Annotated in this window: 19 protein-coding genes; 14 read left to right on the top strand and 5 right to left on the bottom strand. The window is 73.0% G+C overall.

Annotated features, from left to right (window positions below; genetic code table 11):
- Nucleotides 1-198: 198 nt before the first annotated feature.
- The 5 genes from ACZ7N4_RS26400 to ACZ7N4_RS26380 all read left to right on the top strand — a co-directional run bounded on the left by ACZ7N4_RS26400 (nt 199) and on the right by ACZ7N4_RS26380 (nt 5,022).
- Nucleotides 199-1,296 carry a metalloprotease gene (locus tag ACZ7N4_RS26400; protein WP_471362174.1) on the top strand — a complete coding sequence of 366 codons (1,098 nt, stop codon included), beginning with the start codon at nt 199-201 and terminating at the stop codon, nt 1,294-1,296.
- A 351-nt stretch (nt 1,297-1,647) separates the two neighbouring features.
- Entirely contained in the window at nt 1,648-3,063 is a 1,416-nt protein-coding gene (locus tag ACZ7N4_RS26395) for a DEAD/DEAH box helicase (RefSeq protein ID WP_471362172.1), read from the top strand.
- 211 nt (nt 3,064-3,274) lie between these two features.
- Nucleotides 3,275-3,517 (top strand): DUF5302 domain-containing protein, encoded by a 243-nt coding sequence (locus ACZ7N4_RS26390; RefSeq protein WP_471362169.1) that lies wholly within the window; start codon nt 3,275-3,277, stop codon nt 3,515-3,517.
- 691 nt (nt 3,518-4,208) lie between these two features.
- Nucleotides 4,209-4,628: an aspartate 1-decarboxylase gene (panD, locus tag ACZ7N4_RS26385; RefSeq protein WP_014676382.1), complete on the top strand. Its 420-nt coding sequence runs from the start codon at nt 4,209-4,211 to the stop codon at nt 4,626-4,628.
- Between the two features lie 49 nt (nt 4,629-4,677).
- Nucleotides 4,678-5,022, top strand: a complete 345-nt coding sequence (locus tag ACZ7N4_RS26380; RefSeq protein WP_471362166.1) for a GNAT family N-acetyltransferase — start codon at nt 4,678-4,680, stop codon at nt 5,020-5,022.
- A 1,012-nt stretch (nt 5,023-6,034) separates the two neighbouring features.
- Here ACZ7N4_RS26380 and gndA read toward each other — a convergent pair.
- Entirely contained in the window at nt 6,035-7,474 is a 1,440-nt protein-coding gene (gndA, locus tag ACZ7N4_RS26375) for an NADP-dependent phosphogluconate dehydrogenase (protein ID WP_471362163.1), read from the bottom strand.
- Between the two features lie 272 nt (nt 7,475-7,746).
- Between gndA and ACZ7N4_RS26370 the strand changes: the two genes are divergently transcribed.
- A complete protein-coding gene (locus tag ACZ7N4_RS26370; RefSeq protein ID WP_471362160.1) occupies nt 7,747-8,901 on the top strand; it encodes a transglycosylase family protein in 1,155 nt (384 codons plus the stop codon).
- 27 nt (nt 8,902-8,928) lie between these two features.
- On the opposite strand, the gene ACZ7N4_RS26365 is transcribed toward ACZ7N4_RS26370, so the two are convergent.
- Nucleotides 8,929-10,233: a DMT family transporter gene (locus ACZ7N4_RS26365; RefSeq protein WP_471362157.1), complete on the bottom strand. Its 1,305-nt coding sequence runs from the start codon at nt 10,231-10,233 to the stop codon at nt 8,929-8,931.
- A 228-nt stretch (nt 10,234-10,461) separates the two neighbouring features.
- Here ACZ7N4_RS26365 and ACZ7N4_RS26360 point away from each other — a divergent pair, with 228 nt between their 5' ends.
- From ACZ7N4_RS26360 to ACZ7N4_RS26335, 6 genes are all read left to right on the top strand, one after another.
- Nucleotides 10,462-11,226, top strand: coding sequence for a (2Fe-2S)-binding protein (locus tag ACZ7N4_RS26360; protein WP_471362154.1), 765 nt, complete (start codon nt 10,462-10,464; stop codon nt 11,224-11,226).
- A 40-nt stretch (nt 11,227-11,266) separates the two neighbouring features.
- The gene (glgA, locus tag ACZ7N4_RS26355) at nt 11,267-12,418 is read left to right on the top strand and encodes a glycogen synthase (protein WP_471362151.1); all 1,152 of its coding nucleotides are present in this window, start codon (nt 11,267-11,269) and stop codon (nt 12,416-12,418) included.
- Between the two features lie 51 nt (nt 12,419-12,469).
- The gene (gene glgC, locus ACZ7N4_RS26350; protein ID WP_471362149.1) at nt 12,470-13,690 is read left to right on the top strand and encodes a glucose-1-phosphate adenylyltransferase; all 1,221 of its coding nucleotides are present in this window, start codon (nt 12,470-12,472) and stop codon (nt 13,688-13,690) included.
- Between the two features lie 214 nt (nt 13,691-13,904).
- A complete protein-coding gene (locus ACZ7N4_RS26345; protein ID WP_471362147.1) occupies nt 13,905-16,226 on the top strand; it encodes a GH92 family glycosyl hydrolase in 2,322 nt (773 codons plus the stop codon).
- 147 nt (nt 16,227-16,373) lie between these two features.
- Complete coding sequence (locus ACZ7N4_RS26340) at nt 16,374-17,705, top strand: wax ester/triacylglycerol synthase family O-acyltransferase (RefSeq protein ID WP_471362144.1); 1,332 nt, start codon at nt 16,374-16,376, stop codon at nt 17,703-17,705.
- Nucleotides 17,706-18,201: 496 nt separating this feature from the next.
- Entirely contained in the window at nt 18,202-19,719 is a 1,518-nt protein-coding gene (locus ACZ7N4_RS26335) for an SDR family NAD(P)-dependent oxidoreductase (protein WP_471362142.1), read from the top strand.
- Nucleotides 19,720-19,814: 95 nt separating this feature from the next.
- On the opposite strand, the gene ACZ7N4_RS26330 is transcribed toward ACZ7N4_RS26335, so the two are convergent.
- On the bottom strand, nt 19,815-20,210 hold the full coding sequence (locus ACZ7N4_RS26330; protein WP_471362139.1) for a hypothetical protein: 396 nt from the start codon (nt 20,208-20,210) through the stop codon (nt 19,815-19,817).
- A 453-nt stretch (nt 20,211-20,663) separates the two neighbouring features.
- On the opposite strand from ACZ7N4_RS26330, the gene ACZ7N4_RS26325 reads away from it, so the two are divergent.
- Entirely contained in the window at nt 20,664-20,837 is a 174-nt protein-coding gene (locus ACZ7N4_RS26325; RefSeq protein ID WP_471362136.1) for a hypothetical protein, read from the top strand.
- Between the two features lie 228 nt (nt 20,838-21,065).
- Here ACZ7N4_RS26325 and ACZ7N4_RS26320 read toward each other — a convergent pair whose 3' ends face one another.
- Entirely contained in the window at nt 21,066-22,418 is a 1,353-nt protein-coding gene (locus ACZ7N4_RS26320) for an amidase (protein WP_471362134.1), read from the bottom strand.
- A 129-nt stretch (nt 22,419-22,547) separates the two neighbouring features.
- Nucleotides 22,548-23,618, bottom strand: a complete 1,071-nt coding sequence (locus ACZ7N4_RS26315; RefSeq protein WP_471362131.1) for a LacI family DNA-binding transcriptional regulator — start codon at nt 23,616-23,618, stop codon at nt 22,548-22,550.
- 256 nt (nt 23,619-23,874) lie between these two features.
- Here ACZ7N4_RS26315 and ACZ7N4_RS26310 point away from each other — a divergent pair, with 256 nt between their 5' ends.
- Nucleotides 23,875-25,155: an ABC transporter substrate-binding protein gene (locus ACZ7N4_RS26310; RefSeq protein WP_471362128.1), complete on the top strand. Its 1,281-nt coding sequence runs from the start codon at nt 23,875-23,877 to the stop codon at nt 25,153-25,155.
- Nucleotides 25,156-25,159 lie beyond the last annotated feature (4 nt).

Raw genomic sequence — 25,159 nt, 5'->3', positions numbered from 1 at the left:
CAGGTACGCACCGCCTTCCGTTCCTCAACTGCAAGGAGGGACCACATGCCGCACCTGTCCTCTTCTTCGTGGATCGCCGCTCTGCTGCCCCCTCGGAGACCGCGACCAAGCCCCGCGCCCCACGCCGCACACCGATCCCTTCCCTCCGACACCCGGCGTCGGAGCACACGGGCCCTCACCCGTGGCTTGGCTCCCGCAGTGGTGGGCCTGCTCCTGGCCATCGCCCCTCTGGCCACCTCGCGAGCGAGCGCTGCCGCGTCCCCCATCTGCCTGACCGGGTCGCTGGCGTTCGACCACCGCGACGCCGAGGCCGGGACCGCCAAGCCCTGGGTCACCTCACGGGCACGCAATGCCAACTGGGAACTGTGGGGTCAGACTTCGCCAGGTGCCGCCTCGCGCCTGCTGACGTCGGGACTCACCGGCGTCGGCGGTGGGGAATTCAACGCCTGCTACCAGGCCACCGGCCCCCTTCCCGAGCTCCACATGAGGTTCCTCTCCGCCAGCACACAGACCTGGCGCGTCATTCCGGACCGCCGGTCGACCACTCCGTACTCGTTCACCACCGCATCACTGACCGGCGTCTCCACCAGCCGGGACCTGGGAACGGTCAAGGTGCCCGGCTCGATCCAGGGTGCCTGGAACGTGGAGGACACGCTCAACCTGCTGTACTGGAAGCGCAGCAACCCCGTCTCCGGATGCTGGACCAGCCACCAGGCGAACGGTGCCTGCGAACAGCTCACCGTGGTCTGGGATCCGAACACCAGCGACGGTGGCTACTGGGACTACGGCAACACCAACTACGTCATCCTCGCCGGCGACATGCCCGACTCCCACCACCTGGTCCTGCACGAGGCAGGCCACTGGCTGCAGTGGCAGCTGTACAACCGCTGGTTCCCCCGGGTGACCAACTGCAACCCGCACTACATCAACAGGAGCAGCTCCACCACCTGCGCCTGGACCGAGGGATTCGCCGACGCGGTGGCCGCCTACGTCCTGGGCGACTACCGCTTCGTCTACCCCGACGGCAATTCCGCCAGTTTCGCCAACGGGCGCTCCACTTCCGGCTGGGACGCCGGTGACACCGTTCAGGGCCGGGTCGGCAGCTCCCTGCTCGACCTGTGGGCGGCGAACGGACCCGACGGCGGCAACTGGGACCGCACCATCCGTCTGATGACCGGCAACACCAGCACGGACTTCCGCGAGTACTTCCTGACCGACCGGCCCACCGCCTCGCCTCCCCTGAGTACCACGGGAACAGCCAAGGGCATCATCACCGGCCACACCATCGACTACTGAAGCGGTAACCGTCCACGGTATCGGCCGCGGACTGCCCTGGCCTGCCTGCCGACGCCCGGTCCCTGGCAGACCAGGGCTGCGGCAGGGGGCCAGTCGGCCAGGGGAGGCGTTGGGTGATACCGGTCCAGTGACGGGAACCCACAGCCTGCGCCGTAGAACTCGTCGGGCCGCGTCGGGTCGGCGAGGCAGGAGGAGTGATCGGTGTCCCGACGTGACGTGGTGCCTTGTGTTACTGTCATGCGTTTGCGTGGTCGTCGCGGTGGGCGATTCTGCTTGTTCGGTTCCGCTTGTGCGCGAGCTGTTCCCTCCTGCCGGGCCTTCCTCGGTACGTTTCCCTGCGGAAGGCTGTTCATGAAGCATCCCGACGACTCCGGCATCGCTGACGGCGTCCCCGCCCAGGCCGGAGTCAGGACTCCGGCGCTGCCGCCGGCCCTCTCCTTCGCCGATCTTGAGCTGCCGGCGGAAGTGCTGCGGAGACTGAGCGGACTCGGGGTGCGTGAACCCTTCCCGATCCAGGCCGCCACACTGCCCGATGCCCTCAAGGGCCGCGACGTCCTGGGACGCGGACGCACCGGATCGGGCAAGACACTCGCCTTCGGCCTGCCGCTGCTGACACGCACGGCCGGGCGGCGCGCGGCACCCAAGCAGCCCCTCGCCCTGATCCTCGTGCCCACGCGGGAGCTGGCCCAACAGGTCACCCAGGCGCTGGCGCCGTACGCCGAAGCGCTGCGGCTGCGGATGGCCACGGTCGTCGGCGGCATGTCGATCGGCCGGCAGGTCTCCGCGCTGCGCGAGGGAGCCGAGGTGCTCGTCGCCACCCCCGGACGCCTGCACGACCTGATCGAGCGCAACGCCTGCCGCTTGGGACGGGTGGGGGTCACCGTGCTGGACGAGGCCGACCAGATGTGCGACCTGGGATTCCTGCCGCAGGTTGTCGACGTGCTCGACCAGGTGCACCCCGACGGTCAGCGGATGCTGTTCTCGGCCACTTTGGATCGTGACGTCGATCAGTTGGTCCGCCGCTACCTCCACGATCCCGTCGTCCACTCGGTCGACCCGTCCGCGGGCACGGTCTCGACGATGGAGCACCACGTTCTGGTCGTCCACGGCCCTGACCGTTACGCCGTCACCACGGAGATCGCCGCCCGTGACGGCCGCGTACTGCTGTTCCTCGACACCAAGCACGCCGTCGACCAGCTCACCCGCCATCTGCGGGCCAGCGGGGTGCATGCCGGGGCCCTGCACAGCGGCAAGTCCCAGCCACAGCGCACGCGGACCCTGGCGCAGTTCAAGAGCGGTCAGATCACGGTTCTGGTGGCGACCAACGTGGCGGCCCGTGGCCTGCACGTCGACGACCTCGATCTCGTCGTCAACGTGGACCCGCCCACCGACCCGAAGGACTACGTGCACCGGGCCGGCCGCACCGCCCGCGCAGGTGAGACGGGCAGCGTGGTCACGCTCGTGCTGGCGGGCCAGCGCCGCGAGACGAGCCGCGTGATGGCCGAGGCCGGCATCGAGCCGACCGTCACCAAGGTGCGCTCGGGCGAGGCGGAACTGAGCCGGATCACCGGCGCCAAGGCTCCCTCCGGCACCCCGCTCGACGGCGGGCCCGCCGTCCCCCGGCCCAAGAACAGCAACGCCCCCTTCCGCGGCCTCGGCACCAGCAAGGGCACCTCCCGCGGTGTCGGCGGCAAGTCCCGAAAGGCCGGCGAGGCACGCAAGCTCGCCGAGGCCCGCAAGGCCGCCCTCGTACGACGCAACGGCTGAGAGCCGTGGCCCCGTCAGCGGTTCTCCTGGCCACGGGATCGACAGCCCGCGGCCAGGCCCTGATCCCGTCCCGCGTTTCCCTCACGAAGCGAACGCCCCCGGCCTCGAGAAGGAAACCCGACAAAGCGGAGCAGGATGACGATGCCGGCGTCCCGCACCTCGCCCGGCATGACAAGCTGTGCTGGCCCACCCCCGAACCCAGGAGGTCACCATGACTGAAGAGCCCGTCATCACGGAAGGTTCGGAGCCGGCTGCCCCCGAGACGTCCCCTCTGTCGCCGGACAGCGACGGCAACTACGACCTCAAGCGCAAGTTCCGTGAAGCCCTGGCGCGCAAGCGCGGTGCGCAGGCGGAGGCGGCAGACGTCGCCGCCAACCCGGATGCGTCCAAGGTGCGTGCGGCGCACGGCCCGGCCGCGAGCCAGCGGTCGTTCAGGCGCAAGAGCGGCGGCTGAGTCGATCAGTCCCGCACTCCGGCCGCCTCACCGGCACTCCGCGCCCTGTCCACTGGCGCGTCCGGTGCCGTGGCCCGCAACGCGCGCATGTCCATGTGCGCGTTGCGGGTGAGGCGTAGCCGGCGGTCTCGCTTGCGGGCGGGCCCCACCGCGGCCGGCGCGGGTCGGTGGCACCGCCGCACCGGCATCACCGGTCAGCACCTCCGGCCGCCGACGTTGCACGGTGGCAGGGACGTACGGGACGGCCCGGCGCGATGCAGGCGCACCTGGCGGTCCCCGTCGCCGTCATGACCGGAGCGCCCGAATCACTGGTCGTTCCGGGCTGAGTGCCCTGCCTCGTCCGAGGGCACTCACCCGCGCCCCGCGCCCGCCCTGCGCCCGGCAGACCCCGGCGGCCTGGCGCCGGCGCGGTACGGCTCCCCCCGGTCGTTCGCGGAGGAGGACAGCTGTGCTCGCGGTCGCGGACCAGGCGCCGGTGCACCATCAAGATCCCGTACGTCTGCTCGCCCGTTCACGGCCGGCTCCGTGAGTGGCTGCTGCGGAGGGGCAGGGCGCCACCAGGCAACTACCCTTCGCCATCGCGTCGATCAGGACGATCCGCGAGCAGCGGACGTGAAACAGCTCAGTGTACAGTGAAGACCGCCCTTGACCTGTACAAAGCAGGCAGGGAGCCGTCTTCCAGGAGTCCAACATGCTGCGCACCATGTTCAAGTCCAAGATCCACCGCGCCACCGTCACCCAGGCCGACCTGCACTACGTGGGATCCGTGACCATCGACGCCGACCTTCTCGACGCGGCCGACCTGCTGCCCGGGGAACTGGTGCACATCGTCGACGTCACCAACGGGGCCCGGCTGGAGACGTACGTCATCGAGGGCGAGCGCGGGTCCGGGGTGATCGGGATCAACGGGGCCGCGGCCCACCTGGTGCACCCCGGGGACCTCGTGATCATCATCAGTTACGCCCAGGTCACCGACGCGGAGGCCCGCGCGCTGCGGCCCCGGGTCGTGCATGTCGACGCCGGCAACCGGATCGTGTCCCTCGGCGCCGACCCGTCCGAGCCGGTGCCCGGGTCGGACCAGCAGCGCAGCCCGCAGGCCGTAGGGGCCTGACCGGCCGGCCGGCCGGCGGAGCGGCGACAGGACCAGGAGCGTGGGTGCCATGAGCGAAACGGAGATCCGCGACGACCGCGCGGCGGGCCGTCTGGAGGCCGTCGGCGGCGGTGAAGTCGTCGGTCGCATCGAGTACTTCGTGCTGGAGGCGCCCGCGCGCGCCCTGGTCCCCGTCCACACCGTCGTCGAGCCCGCCCACGAGGGCAGGGGCATCGCCGGGTCGCTCGCCCGCGAGCTGTACGCCCTCGCCGAGCGCGAGGGCGTCCCGGTGGCCCCGCTGTGCCCGTACGTCGTGCAGTGGGCCGAACGCCACCCCGAAGTGGCCCCGCCGGCCGAACCGGGCCTGCTGTCGGCCGCCAAGGACTGGCTGCGGGCCCACCCGGAACGGTTCTGAGCGGGCAGACGCTGCTCCCGGGCCCCGGCCTCCGCCCCATGCGGCCCCGTGTCGCCGGGCCCACACGGGGCCACCCGCCCGGACCCCTTCGGTGCTGCCGTCGGGTGAGTGGCCGCGCTGCCGAAGGGTAGGCGGGGGAGTAGTCCAGAGGCGACGTCCCGTGAACGTCTCGTGACTGCCCGGAGGACACCATGACGAACCCGCACCCCGACCCGGTCCCGCCGGGCCCGACACCGGGCCCGGGCCCGCAGCCGACCCCGCCGGACCCGTACCCCTCGCCGGTCCCGCCGCCGGAACCGGGACCGCAGCCCACCCCGCCCCCGCCGGGCCCCACCCCGACCCCGCCACCGGCCCCGCCGCACCCCGGTCCGCCGGGGCCCTCGCCCTCTCCCTCACCCATCCCGCCGGGCCCCGAACCCGTACCCGATCCGGAACCGGGCCCGCCCCTCACCTGAGACGGCCCGGGTGCTCGACGTGCTCGAAAGAGGGCACGGTGCAGTGCCGATGCGCGGCTCGGTCACGTGCCACGAACAGGCGCCCCGCCCCGCGCCCCACCGCGGCCCCGGCGGCCCGTCGGCGAACATCTTCGGCCGGGTCTGCCCTCCCTCGTCGAGACGACCGGCTCGCACGGAAGGGGGGCGATGATGGGCCAGGGAGCGTTTCCGCCGCGTGACACGAACAGGCGCCCCGCCCCGCGCCCCACCGCGGCCCCGGCGGCGCACACCTTCGGCCGGGTCTGCCCCCCTCGCCGGGGCGACCGGCACGCACGAAAGGGGGGCGATGAAGGGCCGGTGAGCGCTTCCGCCGCGTGACACGAACGGCCGCGCCCGCCCCGCACCCCACTACGCCCCGGAAGGGGCTCCGTCGGGCGAGGCCCGGCCGGTCGGACGCCTCCGGCCCCCGGGGCCTTCCCCCGTCGCGCCCGTCAGGTCCCCATCAAGCCCCCAACAGGTCCCCGACAGGTCCCCACCAGGTCCCGCCAAGGTGCCCGTCGGAGACTCGCCACGTACCGTCAGGCGGACGCCTCCGAGCGGTCCCCGCCCCACAGCGTGTGGAACGAACCCTCCCGGTCCACCCGCCGGTAGGTGTGCGCCCCGAAGAAGTCCCGCTGGCCCTGCGTCAGGGCCGCCGGCAGGCGCGGCGCCCGCAGTGCGTCGTAGTAGGCCAGCGCCGCCGCGAAGCCGGGCGTCGGTACCCCCTGGCGGGTCGCGGCGATCAGGACCTCGCGCCAGTCGTCCTGCGCGTCGGCGATCTCCCGTGCGAACGTCTCGTCCGACAGCAGGCTCGGCAGGTCGCCCCGGGCGTCGTACGCGGCGCGGATGCGGTCCAGGAAGGCCGCGCGGATGATGCAGCCCCCGCGCCAGATCGAGGAGACGGCGCCGAGGTCGATGTCCCAGCCGTACTCCTCGCTGCCCGCGGCGATCTCGTGGAAGCCCTGCGTGTACGACACGATCTTGGACGCGTACAGGGCCTGCTCCACCCGGTCCGCGAAGGCCGCCGCCTCCGACTCGCCCAGCGGGGCCGGCTTCGGCCCGGCCAGGTCCCGCGACGCGGCCCGCAGCTCGGCGTGGCCGGACAGCGAACGGGCGAAGACCGCCTCCGCGATTCCGGACACCGGAACGCCGAGGTCCAGCGCGATCTGCACGGTCCAGCGGCCGGTGCCCTTCTGCTCGGCCTGGTCCACCACCACGTCCACGAACGGCTTGCCGGTGGCCTCGTCCACGTGGGACAGCACCTCGGCGGTGATCTCGATCAGGTAGGAGTCGAGCCGGCCGGTGTTCCAGTTGCGGAAGATGTCCGCGATCTGCGCGGGCTCGTACCCGGCGACGTCGCGCAGCAACTGGTACGCCTCGCCGATCAGCTGCATGTCGGCGTACTCGATGCCGTTGTGGACCATCTTCACGAAGTGCCCGGCACCGTCGGGGCCCACGTGCGTCACGCACGGCGCGCCGTCGGCGGCCTTCGCGGAGATCTTCTCCAGCATCGGGCCCAGCGAGTCGTACGACTCCGGAGAACCGCCCGGCATGATGCTCGGGCCGTTCAGCGCGCCCTCCTCGCCGCCGGAGATGCCCGCGCCGACGAAGTGGATGCCCCGCTCGCGCAGCTCCCGCTCCCGGCGACGGGTGTCCGCGAAGTGCGCGTTGCCCCCGTCGATGATCATGTCGCCGGGCTCCAGCAGCGGGGCGAACTCCTCGATCACCGCGTCCGTCGGGCCGCCCGCCTTGACCATGACGACCAGGCGGCGCGGACGCTCCAGGGCCGCCACGAACTCCTCGGCGGTCTCGGCCGCGACGAAGTCGCCCTCGTGCCCGAACTCCTCCACCAGCGCCTTCGTCCGGGACACCGTACGGTTGTGGACGGCGACCGTGTACCCGTTGCGCGCGAAGTTCCGGGCGAGGTTGCGGCCCATGACCGCGAGGCCCGTGACGCCGATCTGCGCTGAAGTGCTCATACCGCCTGCTCCCTGGTTGCCTCGTGTACTACGGCTCCGTCAGTACGGGTCCTCGCCCATCCTGACGTGCCGCTACGGCGAGCGCACATCCGACCCGCCACGCATGAGTACGCGGCGCGACCGCCTTCCGCCTCAGTCACCGGCCCGCCGGCTCGGGCAGGGGCCGCTTCCGGCCAACTGGCTTCGGTGCCAGGCCGGTTTCCTGTCTTGTCATGGCCTGTTCGTGGCGCTTACTTTTGCCGCTCCTGACGCATGCCGAGGGGAATTCGGACATGGCCGTACGCGGCCGGCATCGCCGGTACCAGCCGAACAGGATCAACCGCGCCTCACTCACCGTCACGGCGGGCGGCGCCGGCCTGGCGCTGCCGCTGGTCGCCGCCGGCACCGCGGACGCCGCCGACGCGGCCACCTGGAACAAGGTCGCCGCCTGCGAGTCCAGCGGCAACTGGAGCATCAACACCGGCAACGGCTTCTACGGCGGGCTGCAGTTCACCCAGTCCACCTGGGAGGCGTACGGCGGCACCCGGTACGCACCGCGCGCCGACCTCGCCACCCGCGCCGAGCAGATCACCGTCGCCGAGAAGGTCCTGGACGGGCAGGGGCCGGGCGCCTGGCCGGTGTGCTCGGGTCGGGCCGGGCTGGCCCGGGGCGGCGGCGACCCGGACGTGCACACCGAGACCGCCGCCACCCGCCCCGCGCAATCCGCGCCCGCCCGGTCCCGCTCGGTCAAGGACGTACAGCCGCAGACCACCCCGCAGTCCCGGGCCGGCCGGGCCGAGATGTACACGGTGGTGCACGGCGACACCCTCTCCGGCATCGCCGGCGACCACCGTGTGCCGGGCGGCTGGCGGGCGCTGTACACGGGCAACCGCGCCACGATCGGCGCCGATCCCGACATGATCCTGCCGGGTCAGAGACTCAGCCTGAGCGGCGGCCACACCCACACCGCGCCCCCCAAGTCGCCGAAGCGGAAAGCCCCTTCGGAGCACCCCACCACGCACCGCACGGCGCCCCCGGCCCGGCACGCCCTCGTCGCCCCGGTGACCGCGTCCGTCGGAACCGGCTACCACGTCGCCGGATCCCACTGGTCGAAGGGGTACCACACCGGCGTCGACTTCCTCGTGCCGACCGGCACCTCCGTCAAGGCGGCGGCGGCCGGGCGGGTGGTGGCCGCGGGCTGGGGCGGCTCGTACGGCTACCAGGTGGTGATCCGGCACTCCGACGGCCGCTACACGCAGTACGCCCACCTCTCGGCCATCGCCGTGCGGGCCGGCCAGACCGTCGCCACGGGCCAGCGCATAGGCCGCTCCGGTGCCACCGGGAACGTCACGGGCCCGCACCTGCACTTCGAGGTGCGGACGGGGCCCGGGTTCGGCTCGGACGTCGATCCGCTCGCCTACCTCAGGGCCGGCGGCGTCAGGATCTGACGGCGGGGAAAGGATCTGACGGCGGCGTCAGGATCTGACGCGGGCGCGCTGCCGGTCCCGGACCGGCAGCGGTACGTGGAAGCTCGCGGACAGCGGCATGTACGGGGCGGGGAGCGCTCCGCCGGCCGGCGCTCCCGTGCCCGCCCCGCTCCCGGCCGGGGCCGGCAGGAGCAGCTCGCCGAGCACCGTCGCGGCCGACCCGGCTCCCGCCTCCACGCCCGTCTCGACGCCGGCCTCGGCACCCCCCGCCCGGCCCGCCGTGCCGTGCGCGGCCCCGCGCTGCCGGGGCACGCCGGTGCGTGGCCCCGCCGCCGCGCCCGGGGTGGCCGACGGTTCGGCAACCGCCGGCCCCTCCGCTACGGCGAAGGCGCCGGCCGGGAAGAGCACGGCAGGCGCCGAGGCCGAGACGGGTGCGGCCGCCGGGGTGACCGGGCCCGGTGTGGCTGAGGCAGGGCCGGCCTCCGCCGCCGCCGGGGCCGGTGCGGTGGTGGCCGGCGTCGCCGTGGGCTCCATCCGCTCCGTCGTCAGCATAACCAGGCCGCCCGCCGCCACCACTCCGCAGCCCAGTGCGAGGACCGTGCCCGTGGTGCCGTAGCGGAACGTCTCGCCGAACATGAGGATGCCGACGGCCGCCGCCAGCACCGGATTGGCCACCGTCAGCGTGGCCAGCGGGGCGGCGAGGCCGCCGCCACGGTAGGAGGCCTGGGACAGCAGCACGCCGGCCGCCGCGAACACGCCGATGACCGCGAGCGAGGAGAGACCGCCCAGGCCGATGCCCTCGGTCCAGTCGACGGCCACGGTCTTGGTGAACACGGAGGACATGCCGAAGGCGATGCCGGAGGCGGTGGCGAGCAGCACGCTGCGCACCGCGGGATGCCGGTGCACGGCCAGGCCCGCGCACATCAGCGCCGCCACCGCTCCGCCGGTGGCCAGCGCGACCACCAGCCGCTGGGCCGGGTCGAGGGAGTGCGCGGAGGAGGAGCCGACCAGGGAGAGCAGACCGGCGAGCCCCGCCGTGGCCATGAGGGCGCCCCGCCAAGCGGTCGCGCCGGCCCGGCGGCCCACGCACAGCGCCGCCATCGGCAGAGCGAAGACGATGGTCAGCGCGCCGAGCGGCTGGACCAGGCTGAGCGGCCCGTAGGCGAGTGCCACGACGTGCAGCACACCGCCGAGACCGTTGAGTGCGAGCGCACCCCACCAGCCGGGCCGGTGCAGCGGAAGGTACCCGCCGTCGGGGCCGGAGACCGCGACCTGCTCCTGCACGATCGCTCCGCCCGCGTAGGCGAGGGCGGAGACGAACGACAGGAGCACGGACAACGCCACGGCGCTCATCGGTGTCTCCTCTGCGTGCGCCGGGCGTCCCGGGCCCGGTGCGGCGTGCGGTCGGCTTCCATGGTCACCACTCTGCCCGCCCGCGCACTCCCCGTCGTCGTACCTGAGCACGCAATGCGTCCTACTGCCGATGGAGTACACCGGCCAGGTGATCATCCCCTGGAGGGGGGACGTCGGGCGGGCACCCGCCCGGCCGCCCCCGCGAAGCGCCTGGTACGAGTACCTGTCGTGGACCTCGACCCCGAACTCGCAGCGCTGCGCCCGCTGGGCGGCTTCTTCGTCCTGCGCACCCTCCCGGACACGGCCGCGGCCGCCGGGCCACCGCGGCTGCCCACCCTCGCGGACGGCTATGCCGGGGACGCCCCGGACGGTCAGAGCGATCCGGTGGCCTCGCGCGTCGCCACCGTCGCCGAACGGCTGCGCACCGCCGAGCCGCGGGTCGCCGCCTCCCTCGCCCACCAGGGACTGGCCGCCCGGCTCTGGTCGGTGGCCCTCGGCTGCGCCGTCCTGTACGGCCGGCTGCCCGACCTGGATCCGCGCCTGCTGCGCTGGGACGCCCGCGCCACCGCCCCCGACGACCTGTGGCTCACCGAGCTGCGCCCGCTGTCCGGGGACGCGGCCGCCCTCACCGCCACCGTGCTGCACGCCCATCTGGAGCCGCTGGCCGCGACCCTGGGCGCACGCTACGGCGTCGCGGCGGGCCTCTTGTGGGGCAACGCGGGCTCCGCGCTCGCCGCGACCGCCCGGGAGCTGGGCCGCTGGGCCCGCGCCCACGGCCGTACCGACGTCGCGGCCCGTGCCCGCGCCCTCACCGCCGAACTCTTCGCGCACCCCCTGCTGAACGCCACCGGCACCCGCACCGGCACCGCCTTCCGGCGCCGCAGCTGCTGCCTGTACTACCGCGTCCCCGGCGGCGGGCTCTGCGGCGATTGCTGCCTGACCCGCCCGCCCCGCCCCTTCCCGCGCTCTTCCCCGGGCGGCGCATCTGGGTGACCATGAAGGGGACCTGCCGCCGAAACCAAGGGGTTGCCGGGTGCGAGTGGGACTGCTGAGCCGGGAGTACCCCCCGGACGTGTACGGCGGCGCGGGTGTCCATGTGGAGTTCCTCGCCCGCGAGTTGACCGCCCTGGTGGACCTGGAGGTGCACTGCTGGGGCGAAGGCCGCGGGGTCGGCGTCGTACGCCACCGCCCCTGGTCCGTCCTCGACGGCGCCAATGACGCGCTGCGCACCTTCTCCGTGGACCTCGCCATGGCCGCCGCCCTCGAAGGCCGTGAACTCGTCCACTCCCACACCTGGTACGCGGGCCTCGCCGGCCATGTCGCCAAGCTCCTGTACGGCATCCCGCACGTGGTCACCGCCCACTCGCTGGAGCCGCTGCGCCCCTGGAAGGCCGAGCAACTCGGCGGCGGATACGCGCTGTCGGGCTGGGCCGAGCGCACCGCGATCGAGGCCGCCGACGCGGTGATCGCCGTGTCCGGCGCCATGCGGGAGGACATCCTCGCCTGCTACCCGGCCCTCGACCCCGCGCGGGTGCACGTCGTGCACAACGGCATCGACACCCGGCTCTACCGGCCCGACCACGGCACCGACGCGCTCACCCGGCACGGCATCGACCCCGACCGCCCGTACGTCCTGTTCGTCGGCCGGATCACCCGGCAGAAGGGCGTGCCCCATCTGCTGCGGGCGGTACGGGACATCGACCCCGGCGCCCAGGTCGTGCTGTGCGCGGGCGCGCCCGACACCCCGGAGATCGACCGGGAGTTCCAGGAGCTGTTCGAGGAACTGCGCCGGGCCCGGGAGGGCGTGTTCTGGATCCCGCAGATGCTGCCGCGCACGGAGGTGATCCAACTCCTCACGCGGGCAGCGGTGTTCGTCTGCCCCTCGGTGTACGAGCCGCTCGGCATCGTCAACCTGGAGGCGATGGCCTGCGGCACACCGGTCGTCGCGTCCCGGGTGGGAGGCATACCGGAGGTCGTGGCGGACGGCCGTACCGGTCTGCTGGTCGAGGCGGACGACGACTTCGTCCCCGGGCTCGCCCGCGCGCTGGACACGGTCCTCGCCGATCCGGAGGCGGCGCGGCGGATGGGGGAGGCCGGACGGGCGCGCGCGGTGGGGGAGTTCGGCTGGGACGCGGTGGCCCGCCGTACGGCGGGGCTGTACGAGGAGGTGCTCAAGCAGGCTTAGTCCGGTCTGCTCGGGGCAACCATGGTTCAACCACGGTGAGGGGAGCGGGCCATGCGTCGCGGAGGGCCTTCCGTACTCGGGATCGTGCTGGCGGGCGGCGAGGGCAAGCGCCTGATGCCGCTGACCGCGGACCGGGCGAAACCGGCCGTCACCTTCGGCGGCACCTACCGGCTCGTCGACTTCGTCCTGTCCAACCTCGTCAACGCCGACGTGCTGCGCATCTGTGTGCTCACCCAGTACAAGTCGCACTCGCTGGACCGGCACATCACCACCACCTGGCGGATGTCCAGCCTGCTCGGCAACTACGTCACCCCGGTCCCCGCCCAGCAGCGCCTCGGCCCGCGCTGGTACCTGGGCAGCGCCGACGCGATCCTGCAGTCCCTGAACCTGGTCCACGACGAACAGCCCGAGTACGTCGCCGTGTTCGGCGCCGACCACGTCTACCGCATGGATCCGCGGCAGATGCTCGCGCAGCACATCGAGGGCGGTGCGGGGGTGACGGTGGCCGGCATCCGGGTGCCGCGCGCGGAGTCCTCCTCCTTCGGGGTGATCACACCGGGCACGGACGGCCGTACCGTCGAGCGCTTCCTGGAGAAGCCCGCCGACCCGCCGGGCCTGCCGGACGACCCGGAGTGCGTGTTCGCCTCGATGGGCAACTACGTCTTCACCACCAAGGCCCTGATCGAGGCGCTGCACCGCGACGCCGAGGACAGCCAGTCCGTGCACGACATGGGCGGCTCGATCCTGCCCCGGCTGACCGCGCGCGGCGAGGCGCAGCTGTACGACTTCAGCGACAACCACGTGCCCGGCGAGACCAGCCGCGACCAGGGCTACTGGCGGGACGTGGGCACCCTGGACGCCTACTACGAGGCGCACATGGACCTGATCGCCGAGCGTCCCGCGTTCAACCTCTACAACCGCCAGTGGCCTATCTACACGCACTCCTACCAGCTGTCCCCGGCCCGCTTCAACGCGGGCGGCATCGCGAGCGAGTCCATCATCAGCGCGGGCTGCCTGATCCGCGGCCAGGTCACCCGGTCCGTGCTGTCGCCGGGCGTACGGGTCGACCCGGGCGCGGTCGTGCAGGGCTCGGTGCTGCACGACAACGTGCACGTGGGCCGGGGCGCGGTCGTGCGTGGTGCCGTGCTGGACAAGAACGTCGAGGTGCCGCCCGGCGCGACGATCGGCGTCAACCCGGAGCGCGACGCCGAGCTGTACACCGTCTCCAAGGGCGGTGTCATCGCGCTGGGCAAGGGGCAGCGGGTGCCGTAGCGGACTTGGGGCCGACGGCGCGTCCGCTGCCTTCGCACTCGTGTTCCGTCCCCGGCGACCAGCATGGCCTCAAGGGCTTCTGACCTCCCCTCAAGCCCGTGTCCTCACGCTCGCGCGCGACGCGTTCCATGGAAATATCCACGAATGCCCGGGTTTTCGGCCTCCGCCGTTCAGGATGCAGCCAACGATGTCCAACCTGCGGAGGTCATCCGACATGAGAGGGACCCGGCGCACGCGGCTCTGCCTGGCCGGGGTGATGGCAGCGTCGGCGCTGATCGCCACCCCCGCCGCACGAGCCGCCGAGCGGACCGACGGCCACCTCACCGACCTGGTCAACCCGTTCATCGGGAGCCAGAACGAGGGCAACACCTTCCCCGGCGCGGCCGTGCCCTTCGGCATGGTGCAGCTTTCCCCGGACACCGGGCACAGCACCGGCTACGACTACGCGCAGAACCGTGTCCGGGGCTTCTCCCTGGTCCACCTCTCGGGCGTGGGCTGCCGCATCGGCGGGGACCTGCCCGTGCTGCCCACCACCGGCGACGTCACCCGGACGGACTACGCCCGGTACGCGGCGGGCTTCTCGCACGACGACGAGGAGGCGAGCCCGGGCTACTACCGGGTCGGCCTCGACTCCGGCATCCGCGCCGAGCTCACCGCGACCGCCCGCACCGGCGTACAGCGCTACACCTTCCCGGCCACCGACCGGGCCAACGTCCTGCTGAACGCCGCCCAGTCGCTGCACAAGCCGGTGAGCAGCACGGTGCGCGTCCTGGACGACCGCACCGTGCTCACCGAGATCACCGGCCACGGCTTCTGCCGGGACACCGGCCCCTACACGGTCCACACGATCACCCGCTTCAGCCGCCCCTTCACCGCCTACGGCACCTGGGACGGCGGGACCGTCACCCCGGGCGCCCGCAGCGGGTCCGGCGGCGCCTACGTCCGCTTCGACACCACCCGGGACCGCACGGTGGAGGCGACCACGGCCCTGTCGTACGTCGACGCGCGCGGCGCCGCGGCCAACCTGCGGGCCGAGGGCGGCCGGTCCTTCGACGCCGTACGCCGGCGGGCCCGCGAGGAGTGGGAGCGCCGGCTCGCCGCCGTCCGGGTGCGCGGCGGTACGCCCACGCTCCGCCGCACCTTCTACTCCTCGCTGTACCGGTCGTACCTCGCGCCCAACATCGGCAGCGACGCGGACGGCCGCTACCTCGGCTGGGACCGACGTACCCACCGCGCCCGCGGCTTCACCTACTACCAGAACTGGTCGCTGTGGGACACCTACCGCACCCAGGCCCAGCTGCTCGCGCTGCTCGCCCCGCGCGAGGCACGGGACATGGCCCGGTCGGTGGTCGCGGTCGACGAGGACGGCGGGTGGCTGCCCAAGTGGGGCTACGGGCCGGTCGAGACGAACATCATGAGCGGTGACCCGGTCACCCCGTTCCTGACCACCGCCCACCGGATGGGGCTGCTGAAGGGCTTCGAGGAGCGGGCCTACCGGGCGCTGCGGAAGAACGCCGACGGCGTGCCGCCCGCCGCGTACCCGGGCATCGGGCGGGAGGCCAACGCCGAGTACATCGCCGACGGCTTCGCGCCGTACGTCAAGGACCGGCCGTACGCCAAGATGGGCGACTCCGACTACCACCACGGCGCCTCCGTCACCCTGGAGTACGCGCTCGCCGACGGGATGCTCGCCCAGATGGCCCGCGACCTCGGGCACCGGGACGACGCGGCCCGGTACGCCGCCCGCTCGCGGAACTACCGGAACGTCTTCGACCCCGCCACCGGCTTCTTCCGCGCCCGCGACGCCTCCGGCGCCTTCACCGGCTCGCCCGACCCGGCCCGCGGCACCGGCTTCCACGAGGGCACGGCCTGGCAGTACCAGTGGCTCGTCCCGCAGGACATCCCCGGCATGGTCGGCCTGATCGGCGGGACCCGCGCGGCCAACGACCGTCTGGACGCCTTCTTCGCCTACGACCGGCTGCTCGCCGACCCGGTGAGGACCGCCCGCGAGGTGTGGGTGCACGGCGACCCGTACGCCTACTACAACGCCGCCGTGTACAACCCGATGAACGAGCCGGACCTCATCGCCCCCTACACCTACCTCTCCACCGGCCAGCCCTGGAAGACCACGGACGTGGTGCACGCGGCGCTCGGCCTGTTCACCGACAGCCCGGCCGGCATGACCGGCAACGACGACCTGGGCACCATGTCCGCCTGGCACGTCCTGTCGTCCATCGGCCTCTTCCCGGTCCAGCCCGGCTACGACACCTGGGGCCTGACCACCCCCGTCTTCGACCGCGTCGACCTGACCCTGGACCGCCGCTACTGGCCCGCCGGCCGGCTGACGGTGACCGCGCCCGGTACCTCGGCCGCCGACCGCTACGTCCAGTCCGTCCACACGGACGGCAGACCGAACGGCCGCACCTACCTGACCACCGGCGCCCTACGTTCCGTGCGCTCGCTCGCCTTCACGGTCGGCCCGCGCCCGTCGGAGTGGGGTACGTCACCCGAAGCGGCGCCCCCCGTCCTGAGGTGACCACAGCCGTCGCCTGCGTCCCGTCCCCGTCACCGGCGGCGGGACTTAACCTGCCCTTAACTGAGCGTAGCCTGATCGTACTTGACCGTAATCGCCCAGCGGGGATTGACTGCTGATCCACCCCTTGTCGACGCGTGAGGCAAGCCCTTGACTTCCGACCTGCTCACTCCCCTCGACCTGGCCTTCTGGAACATGGAGTCCGACCGGCACCCGATGCACCTCGGCGCGCTCGGCGTCTTCGCCGCGCACTCGCCCACGGCCGGGGCCCACGCCGCCGACCTGCTCGCCGCCCGCGCCGCCGCCGTCCCCGGCCTGCGCATGCGCATCCGGGACCTCTGGCAGCCGCTCGCCTTCGGCGGCGCCGCCCGCGAGACGGCCCCGGACTTCGACCCGCTCGACCATGTACGGCTGCACGCCCCGACCGGCGACTTCCACGCGGCCGCCGGCCGGCTGATGGAGCGTCCGCTGGAACGCGGCCGGCCCCCGTGGGAGGCGCACGTCCTGCCCGGCGAGGACGGGCTGTCCTTCGCCGTCCTCTTCAAGTTCCACCACGCCCTCGCCGACGGGCTGCGCGCCCTGAGGCTCGCCGCCGGGATCCTGGACCCCGTCGACCTGCCCGAGCGCGCGCCCCGTGCCGCCGAGCCGCCGCAGAGCAGGCTCTCCGACGTCCGCCGGCTGCCCGCATTGGTCCCCGGGCTGGTCCGGGGAGCACTGTCCGACATGGGCCGCGCCCTGGACATCGGCGCCTCCCTCGCCCTGTCCACCCTCGGCATGCGCCCGACCGCCGCGCTGACCTCCGCGCCCAGCGGCACCCGCCGCACCGCCGGGGTCGTACTCGACATCGACGACGTGCACCGGGTGCGCAAGAGCGCAGGCGGCACCGTCAACGACGTCCTCATCGCCGTCGTCGCCGGTGCGCTGCGCCGCTGGCTGGACGAGCGCGGCGACGGCAGCAAGGGAGTGGCGCCGCGCGCCCTGATCCCCGTCTCCCGGCGCCGCCCGCACACCGCCCAGCCACCGGGGAACCGGCTCTCCGGCTACCTGATACGGCTCCCGGTCCACGAGCCCGATCCCCTCGGCCGCCTCGAAGCGGTGCGGACCGCGATGCTCCGCAACAAGGACGCGGGGCCGAACCGGGGCGCCGGCGCGGTCGCGCTGCTCGCCGACCACGTACCGGCGCTCGGCCACCGGCTCGGCGGACCGCTGGTCGGCCAGGCGGCCCGGCTCTGGTTCGACATCCTCGTCACCAGCGTGCCCCTGCCCGGGCTCGGCCTGCGCCTCGGCGGCCACGAGCTGACCGAGGTGTACCCCCTGGCTCCCCTGGCCCCCGGCCAGGCACTGGCGGTCGCGATCTCCACGTACCGCGGACGCGTGCACTACGGCCTGGTCGCCGACGCGGAGGCCGTACCCGACCTGGACCGGTTCGCGCACGCGGTGTCGACGGAGGTGCGGACCCTGCTGACCGTGTGCGAGGGCTGAACCCCGGGGCCACGGTGCCCACCCGCCCACCCGGGTGCGGGCGGCCCCTGTGGGGCGTGCTCGCCGTCGTCGGCCCGCGGGTGTGTGGGGGAGGGGCGGCGGGTGCGGGCGCCGGGTCCCGGGGCCCTCGTAGTGCGCCGCAGGCCTTCCGTGGGGGGCGCGGATCCCGCCCGGTGAGGGGGCTGTCCCACCGCGGCGGCCCACCTCGCCGTACGGGGCGCGGATCCCGCCCGGTGAGGGGGCTGTCCCACCGCGGCGGCCCACCTCGTCCCACGTGCCGCCCCCGGCCTCGCCACGGCGGCCCCTCCCCGCTCGTGCGCCGCAGTGGTCGCACCGGCGCGCACGCTCCGGGCAGGCCGTCCCCGCCCGTCGGCGGTGGGAGCCGCCTGCCCTCGGGCCAGCGGTTTGGTTCCCCGGGGTGGAGGTCCGTAAAATCCGCTGTTCGAAAGCGGGCGCGAGTCGGAGCGCTGCGCGGTATCAGGGAAGCGGCAGCGCGATGACGGTGACAGAGGACGGCTCGGCGTCCATGGACATGCCCACGGACACCTCCGTGGACGAGGTGGTCCACGGGCCCGGCATCGACCCCGAGCGCCTGGCCGTCTGCCTGAGCGTGCTGGAGGAACTGGACCGGCTGGAGGTCGACCACCCCGACGCGATCACGGTGCGCCGGGCCACCTCGCACCTCTACCGCGTGGTCAAGCAGCGCCGCCGCCAGGAGCGCCGCGCCGCCAAGACCGCCCACGACCGCGCCGTCACCGAGGCCACCGCCACCGGCTCGGCCGAGCGCATCGACGACGAGACCGAGGGCATCCTGCCCTCCTCCAAGGTCGAGGCCGGCAGGATCGCGGGCATACTCCAGCGTCCGCGCTCCTGCTACACCTGCAAGACGCGGTACGTGGAAGTCGACTACTTCTACCACCAGCTCTGTCCCGACTGCGCCCGTCTCAACCGGGCCAAGCGCGACGCCCGTGCCGACCTCACCGGCAAGCGCGCCCTGCTCACCGGCGGCCGGGCCAAGATCGGCATGTACATCGCCCTGAGGCTGCTGCGGGACGGCGCGCACACCACCGTCACCACGCGCTTCCCCAAGGACGCCATCCGCCGCTTCAAGGCGATGGAGGACTCGGCGGACTGGCTGCACCGCCTGGAGATCGTCGGCATCGACCTGCGCGACCCCGCCCAGGCCGTCGCACTGGCCGACCAGGTCGCCGAGGCCGGTCCGCTGGACATCCTGGTCAACAACGCCACGCAGACCGTACGCCGCCTGCCCTCCGCCTACGCCGCCCTGGTCGAGGGCGAGAGCGCCCCGCTGCCCGCCGGTGAACTGCCCGCCCACCACGTGATCGGCGCCTTCAACTCCGGCGCGGTCGACGGCCTGGCCGCACTGCCCGTCGGCACCAGCGGTCTCGACGCGCAGAAGGTCGCCGACCTCGCCCTCGTCGCGGGCAACGCCAGCGTCGCCCGGCACCTCGACGGCACCGCCATCGACGCGGGCGGCCTGGTCCCCGACGTCGTCGAGAGCAACACCTGGGTGCAGACCATCGACCAGATCTCCCCGGTGGAGCTGCTCGAAACCCAGCTGTGCAACTACACGTCGCCGTTCATCCTGATCAGCAAGCTCCGCCCGGCCATGGCCGACGCCGCGAGGAAGGCGGAGAGCGGACGGGCCTACGTCGTGAACGTCTCCGCCATGGAAGGCGTCTTCGGCCGCGGCTACAAGGGCGCGGGCCACCCCAACACCAACGCCGCCAAGGCCGCGATGAACATGGTGACGCGGACGAGCGCCCAGGAGATGTTCCAGTCGGACGGCATCCTCATGACCTCGGTCGACACCGGCTGGATCACCGACGAGCGCCCCCACTACGAGAAGCTGCGCCTCGCCGAGGAAGGCTTCCACGCGCCGCTCGACCTGGTCGACGGAGCCGCCCGCGTCTACGACCCGATCGTGCGCGGCGAGGCCGGCGAGGACGTGTACGGCGTCTTCCTCAAGGACTACGCGCCCGGCAAGTGGTGAACCCCCGCACGGGTGACGCACGGACCTGAGAGGGAGGGGTTCGAGCGGCGGCGGGGCGAGAGGCCGGGGGCGAGAAGCGGGGCTGCGGCGGGGCCTCAGTCGACCGCGCCGAGCCGCGCGTGACGGGCCGCCACCAGCTCCAGCACCGTGCGCCAGTCCTCCAGCACACCCGCGTCGAGACCGGCCGTGCGGCTCTCCTCGTCGGCCTGGCGCAGCCGCAGCGCATCGTCGTCACCCGGATCCGCGTCCCCGCGCACCAGCCGGGACACCCGCTCCCCGAGCAGGGCGCGTACCGCCTCGGCCGCGGCCCGCGCCCGCTCCGCCTCGCCCCCCTGGCAGAGCACCGGCCCGATTCCCCGCACCAGTCCCGCCACCTGAAGCTCCTTGTCGGCGGGGCGCCCGCGGCGCAGCGACGCGGCGGTCCGCAGAGCGTGCCGGTGCCGGCCGGCGTACAGCAGGTCCATCAGCTCCTCGACGCTGCGCAGCTCCATGCGCCGGTCCTTCCGTGAGCCAGCCGTTGCCGCGTCAGCAGACCATGGCGAGCTTGCGCCTCGGCCAACAGCACTTGAAGGGGTGTTCGCACCTGTAGGCCAGGTGGGTGATTCCCCGGGGCGCCCGAGTGGGCGTCTTGTTTCAAAAGGCCCCATATTAGGGGGTATTGAGGAGCCGCAGGAAGCGTATCGGTTACCCGTTGTTTGCATTCCCTATCGAGCGGATGCCCGCTCATTTGGTTAACCTGGAGTGGACGGACAGCAACAAGGGGTCCCACCCACACCCATCGTCCGTCCTGGGGTGAGCCGGTCGACAACGGCCTGCTCCGACAGAGGTACCGGCGCCACCGCGCCCGAACTGGCCTTCCAACCAGACCCGAGCGGGCGTCGAGCACCGGAGCACAGGCTGTCCGGTACGCCCCGAGGGTGAGCCCGACACATAAGGAGTGCGCGGTGACACCGGAGAAGACGAATCGCGATCAGCGCCCCGAGGAGCCCCCGGAGCGCGCGGGCCGACGGCCCGGAGAACTCGGCAGCCTGGACGTCTGGGCCCGGTCCGCCCCGATCCGCCTCGCGGGCTACGAGGACGATCTCGCCGAGCCGCACATCCTGCCGAGCGTGGACTGACCCGGTCCGGCCCCTTCGCGATCGCCGCCCGCACGGGCGTGACGGCCTCACGCCCCTGCCGGGCCCCTCTTCAAACGGTTCTCCCCGGCTTGACGGCCCTCCCCGGCCGCCCCTCATGGGCCGCCCCGGCCGCCCTTCGGAACCTCCCCGGCCGCCTCTCACGGCCTTCCCCGCCGGCCTCCCGGCTTTCCCTGTCGGCTCCCCGGCTTTCCCGGCCGGCCCCTGGCTTCACCGCCGGTCCGTCCCGGGAGCCGTCCGCTGCCACGGGCTCAGCCGCTCCAGTTCCTCCGCCAGCTCCAGCAGTACGGCCTCCGTGCCGGGCCGTCCCACGAGCTGTACGGCGCAGGGGGCGCCCGAGGGCAGGGTGCCGGCCGGGACGGACATCGCGGGCCAGCCGGTCAGGTTCCAGGCCGGGGTGAAGGGCGAATACGCGGTGTTGGCGAGGATGTTGCGCAGCCAGCCGCGTTCGTGCCACCGGCCGGCCTGCGGGGAGCGGCGGGCCAGCGCCGGGGTGAGCAGCACGTCGTACTCGGTGAAGAACGGTGTCAGCCGGGCCCGCAGCCGCTCACGGGCGTCGCCGGTACGCACCGGGCCGACGAACCGGCGGCCCACCGCCGCGTGCACCCGGGTCCGGCGGGCCAGCCGCGCCGAATCCAGGCCGGCGGCGTCCACCGCCGTACCCGCCGTCCAGTGCTGGAGCGCGGTCACGCCGAGGGAGAGGGGGTACGGCGGCTCGGCCCGCCGCACCAGGTGTCCGGCCCGGGCCAGCACGCCGGCCGCCTGCCGCACGGCGGTCGTGTACGGACGGCTCACACTCACCCCGGCGAGCGGGCTGCGCACCGCGGCGGCGATCTTCCGAGGGGTCCGTTCCCGCGGGCGTTCGAACTCCGTGTCCGCGAGGACCGCCAGCATCAGCCGCAGATCCTCGACCGTGGTGGCCAGGGGTCCGTTCTCCGACATGCCGAACCAGTCGCCGTTGCCGATCCCCGCGGGTACCACTCCGTGCCCCGGCTTCAGGGTGACGAGCCCGCAGTTGGCGGCCGGGATGCGCAGCGAGCCCATGCCGTCGTTGCCGAGCGCGAGCGGTACCAGGCCCGCGGCGACGGCCGCCGCGCTGCCGCCGGAGGAGCCGCCCGCCGTGCGCGAGAGGTCCCACGGATTGCGGGCGGTGCCGTACGGGCCCTCGGTGGTGCCGAAGACGCACAGCTCGGGCACGTTCGTCAGCCCGACGACCACCGCGCCGGCCGCCCGCAGCCGGGCCACGGTCACATGGTCCTCGGCGGCCGGGGCGTCCGGGGTGGCGGCGGAGCCGTTGCGGTGCGCCTCACCGCGCACCGCCAGGTTGTCCTTGACCGCCAACGGAACGCCCGCGAACGGCAGTTCGGACAGATCCGCACGCGAGGCAAGGGCGTCGGCCTCGGCCAGGGCCGCCTCGGCCCGGACCTTCCGGAAGGCACCGATCCGGCCGTCGAGCCGTTCGATCCGCGCGAGGTGCCCGGCCACCACCTCCCGGGGCGTGACCCGCTTCTCGCGGACGGCGGCGGCGATCTCGACGGCACTCCGGCCGACCCAGCTGCTCACGTGACGCTCCTCGTTACTCATCGGTACGGAAGAGGGGTAGGAGAACTGTGCCCGGTCGGAGGCGGTACGTCGAGAGGCGTCCGCGGTACGTCGAGGAGCCGCGGTACGCCGGGAGCCGCCGTCGCTCCCTCACGCGCCCCGCGCCTTCCCGCCGTCGGACGGTACCGCCGCCCCCGTGCTGCCCCGCCCCGTCAGCCGTGGCACCGGCACCCCCACCGACCGGGCCGGGCTGCCGTCCAGCAGGGCCAGTAGCTCCCGGGCCGCCGTGCGGCCGAACTCGGCGCTGTCGCGGGACAGGGCGGACAGGCGCGGGGTGACCATGCGGCACAGCGCCGAGTCCTCCCAGGAGACCACCGACACGTCCCGCGGGACACGGAAGCCCAAGTCGGTCGCGGCGGCCACGCCGGCCACGGCCATCACGTCGTTGTCGTAGATGAGGGCCGTCGGCGGCGGTGAGCCGCCGAGCACCCGGAGGGTCACCGCGGCGCCCTCCGCGTCGGAGTAGTCCGTGGTCAGCGAGTGGACCTCGGTCAGCCCGCGCCGCTCCGCCTCCGCGCGCAGCGTGGCGATGCGGCGCCGGGTGTGGGCCAGGTCGGGGAGGCCCGCGATGTGGACGATCCGCCGGTGGCCGAGCGCGGTCAGCTCGTCCACGACGGAGGCCATCGCACCCGCGTCGTCCGCCCAGACCGTGGACAGGCCGGGGTGGCGCACGTCGGGCGCGCCGCCGATCACCACGGCGGGCAGACCGAGTTCGTCCAGCAGGTCGGGCCGGGGGTCCTCGGCGCGGGGGTCGGCCACCAGGACCCCGTCCACCCGGTGCTCCGCCCACCAGCGCCGGTACACCGCGCACTCGTCGGCCACGTCCCCGGCCACCTGGAAGAGGAGGCCGAGGTGCCGGTCGGCCAGAACCTCCTGGATGCCGGAGACGAGCTGGAGGAAGAAGGAGTCCACGCCCAGTGTGTGCGCGGGGCGGGCCAGGACGAAGCCGACCGTCGCCGCGCCCTCTCCGGACAGCGCGCGGGCCGCCGTGCTGGGACGCCAGCCGAGCTGGTCGGCGACCCGGCGGACCCGGGCGCGCGTGGCCTCGGAGACGCCGGGGCGGTCGTTGAGCGCGAAGGACACGGCGCTCTCGGAGACTCCGGCACGCCGGGCGATGTCCTTCATGGTGGGCCGGCGGGCCGGGGACCGTTTGGTCGGCACGTTTCTCCCCCTCCGGGAGCAGACGGCGCTGACGCTCTCGCAACTGGAGCGATTGAGCTAATGCGCTTGAGTGTCAAGACCCTAAAGCGCATTAGTGCAACGCGGCAAGTTTCCGTTAATCCATCTCTGACCTGCACTAATGAAGTGCGGTAATTCTTTAGCTCGACGCATCCATTGACTTCCCGGGAAGGCCGCGGGCAAGGTCTTCGACGCCACTCGCCGCCCGACACCGCAAGGGAGCCGTGTCACCGTGCCCATGCCCCGCACAGCCCTCGTCGCCGCTGCCGTCGCCCTCGTCCTGCCGCTGAGCGCCTGCGGTTCGGGCGGTGACGACGGCGGCTCGACCGACGCCTCCGGCAAGGTGGAGGGCGACATCACCTTCCAGACCTGGAACCTGCGCGCGAACTTCAAGTCCTACTTCGAGGACCTGATCGCCGACTTCGAGAACAAGTACCCGGGTACGCACGTGAAGTGGGTCGACCAGCCCGCCGAGGGCTACCCGGACAAGCTCAGCGCCGACGCGGCCGGCGGCACCCTCCCCGACGTCGTCAACGTCTCCCCGGACCTCGTCGCCCCGCTCGCCGCGGCCGGCCTTGCCCTCGACCTCGACAAGGCCGGCGACGAGTACAAGTCGGAGTACCTGCGGGGCGCTTGGGCCGGCCACCGGATACCGGGCATGAAGGGCACCTACGCCTTCCCCTGGTACCTCAACACCGGCCCGCTCTTCTACAACAAGGAGCTGTTCAGGAAGGCCGGACTCGACCCGGAGCAGCCGCCGAGGACGTACGACGAACTCTTCGCCGACGCCCTGCGCATGGCCGACAGGAGCCACGGCAAGATCGCCACCCTCGCCAACGTGCCCACCATCGAGGACTTCGGCCGCTACGGCGTCCCGCTCATGAACGAACAGGGCACCGGCTTCACCTTCAACGATGCCAAAGGGGTCGAACTGCTCAGCAGGTACAAGCAGTTGTACGACGCCAAGGCCCTCGACCCGCAGGCGCTCACCGCCACGGGGGAGTCCGCCGGCAAGAAGTTCCTCACCGGCGCCGTCGCCATGAACCCCGGCAGCGCCCTGGACCTCGGCAACTTCAAGAAGAACGCACCGAGCCTGTACCGGAACATCGGCATCACCGACCAGATCACCAGCACCGGGCACGTCAACATGTACGTCATGGGCGTGATGGTCAACTCCCGCACGAAGCACACCCCGGCCGCCGTCGCCTTCGCCCACTTCGTCACCGACGCGCGGAACCAGATGTCCTTCGCGAAGAAGGTCGCCATCTTCCCCAGCACCGCCGGCTCCCTCGACGACCCGTACTTCACCAAGGAGGACGGCACCGACGAGACGCGGGTGCGCGTCGCCGCCGCCAAGTCCCTGAAGAACGCCGTCAACTACACGCCCGTGCTGTTCAGCGAGCAGATGAAGACCGCGCTGCGCAACGAGGTCGCCAAGGCGCTCCAGGGCAAGGAGAGCCCCAAGGAAGCCCTCGACAACGCTGTCGACGCCGCCGACCGGCTGCTCCGGCAGGGCTGACCGC

The organism is Streptomyces sp. NPDC107654, assembly GCF_055639035.1.
The sequence above is the reverse complement of the archived record's forward strand: the minus strand, read 5'-3'. Positions and strand labels throughout refer to the sequence as shown.

Excerpts from the sequence above, each read along its gene's own strand:
- ACZ7N4_RS26335 (WP_471362142.1), top strand. The coding sequence starts at position 18,202 with ATGACGGTGACAGAGGACGGCTCGGCGTCCATGGACATGCCCACGGAC.
- gndA (WP_471362163.1), bottom strand. The coding sequence starts at position 7,474 with ATGAGCACTTCAGCGCAGATCGGCGTCACGGGCCTCGCGGTCATGGGC.
- ACZ7N4_RS26370 (WP_471362160.1), top strand. The coding sequence starts at position 7,747 with ATGGCCGTACGCGGCCGGCATCGCCGGTACCAGCCGAACAGGATCAAC.
- ACZ7N4_RS26380 (WP_471362166.1), top strand. The coding sequence starts at position 4,678 with ATGAGCGAAACGGAGATCCGCGACGACCGCGCGGCGGGCCGTCTGGAG.
- ACZ7N4_RS26330 (WP_471362139.1), bottom strand. The coding sequence starts at position 20,210 with ATGGAGCTGCGCAGCGTCGAGGAGCTGATGGACCTGCTGTACGCCGGC.
- ACZ7N4_RS26310 (WP_471362128.1), top strand. The coding sequence starts at position 23,875 with ATGCCCCGCACAGCCCTCGTCGCCGCTGCCGTCGCCCTCGTCCTGCCG.
- panD (WP_014676382.1), top strand. The coding sequence starts at position 4,209 with ATGCTGCGCACCATGTTCAAGTCCAAGATCCACCGCGCCACCGTCACC.
- ACZ7N4_RS26390 (WP_471362169.1), top strand. The coding sequence starts at position 3,275 with ATGACTGAAGAGCCCGTCATCACGGAAGGTTCGGAGCCGGCTGCCCCC.
- glgC (WP_471362149.1), top strand. The coding sequence starts at position 12,470 with ATGCGTCGCGGAGGGCCTTCCGTACTCGGGATCGTGCTGGCGGGCGGC.
- ACZ7N4_RS26345 (WP_471362147.1), top strand. The coding sequence starts at position 13,905 with ATGAGAGGGACCCGGCGCACGCGGCTCTGCCTGGCCGGGGTGATGGCA.
- ACZ7N4_RS26395 (WP_471362172.1), top strand. The coding sequence starts at position 1,648 with ATGAAGCATCCCGACGACTCCGGCATCGCTGACGGCGTCCCCGCCCAG.
- ACZ7N4_RS26365 (WP_471362157.1), bottom strand. The coding sequence starts at position 10,233 with ATGAGCGCCGTGGCGTTGTCCGTGCTCCTGTCGTTCGTCTCCGCCCTC.